General features: G+C 70.2%; 1 protein-coding gene. It reads left to right on the top strand.

Translation table 11 applies throughout. The annotated features are described in order from the left end of the window. Window positions 1-199: 199 nt before the first annotated feature. Window positions 200-1,303 (top strand): AAA family ATPase (locus AB0G02_RS40740; protein WP_360806057.1); only part of this gene is annotated, 1,104 nt, incomplete at its 3' end.

Here is a 1,303-nt window from a genome sequence, read left to right as displayed (position 1 = left end):
ACCGCAGGTCGGCGCACCGCGCGGTGGGCGATCGGCCTTGACGGACAACGAGGTCACGGCAGCCGGTGGCCGACGTCCACGAGCCCTGAGCAGCAGCGCGGGTCCCACGTCGTGATATCGCGTGACGTTTCCGGAATTCTCGGTAACATGCGAGAAGAGGGTGTGTCGTAGGCCAGCCTCAACGGGGGAGGAACCGCTTATGCCCGACAAGGGAAAGGTCACGAAGAAGTTCGCCGAACGGGGTGTGCGGCGCGCCGAGTTGCACGACCTGATCACCACGCTGGACTCGGTCGGACCCCGCAACAGCAAGATCATCGAAGTGGCGGGCGAGCAGGGGGCCGGCAAGACGCGGTTGCTCGCCGACCTCACCCGCGAAGCCGAGCTGCGGGGCTTCACCGTGCTGAGCGGCCGGTGGACCGAGCTGGAGCAGGACGTCCCGCTGCACGCGTTCAACCAGGTCTTCTCCAGCAGGCTGGCGGACAGCGTGCTGGCCGACCTGCCGGCACCCACCGCGACCCTGCTCCGGGAGGTGTCCGTCGACCCGACCTCCGTGCTCGACCGCCCGAAGCGGCAACGGGTTCCGCTGCACCAGGCCGTGCGCGTGCTGCTGGGCCACTGCGCCCGTGAAGAGCTGATGCTGGTGTTCGACGACTTCCACTGGGCCGACCAGTACTCCACCGAGCTGATCGAGTACCTGGTGCGGTGGCCGGTGGACGCCGCACTGGCGCTGGTGATCGCGCACCGGCCGTGGCAGGCGTCCCCGCAGCTGCGCAGCACCCTGGCGCACGGCGTGGAACTGGGCACGGTGCAGAGCGTGCGGCTGGGTGCGCTGTCGGTGGGCCAGGCCGCCGAGATCCTCGGCCAGGAGGGGCCCGACGACCGGCTGGAGCAGCTGCACCGCGACAGCGGGGGCAACCCGCTGTACCTGCTGATGCTGGCGCAGCGCAGCGAGGAACCCGAGGCGCGGTGGCCCACTCACAGCTGGGACGACTTCACCGAGCAGAGCGCGCTGGTGATCGGGGAGTTCGCCACGCTGGCGCCGACCGAGTCCGCGGTCGCGTCCGCCGCGGCGGTGCTCGGTGACACCTTCGACGAGGACATGCTGGCCGAGGTCACCGAGATGAACCGCGAGGAGATCTCCGCCGCGGTGGGCGGGCTGAGCCGGCGCGGCTTGGTCCGGTCCAACGGCGCGGCGGAGGGCTACTCGTTCCGCCACCCGGTGCTGCGCGAGCTGCTGTACTCGACCGCCTTGGTCGCTGTGCCGGACGGTCTGCGTGCTCAGATCGAAAACCTGCTCGCCCGG

It is taken from the genome of Actinosynnema sp. NPDC023658 (genome assembly GCF_040639995.1).
Classification (GTDB): Bacteria; Actinomycetota; Actinomycetes; order Mycobacteriales; family Pseudonocardiaceae; genus Actinosynnema.
This window is presented reverse-complemented; position numbering and strand designations above follow the sequence as displayed.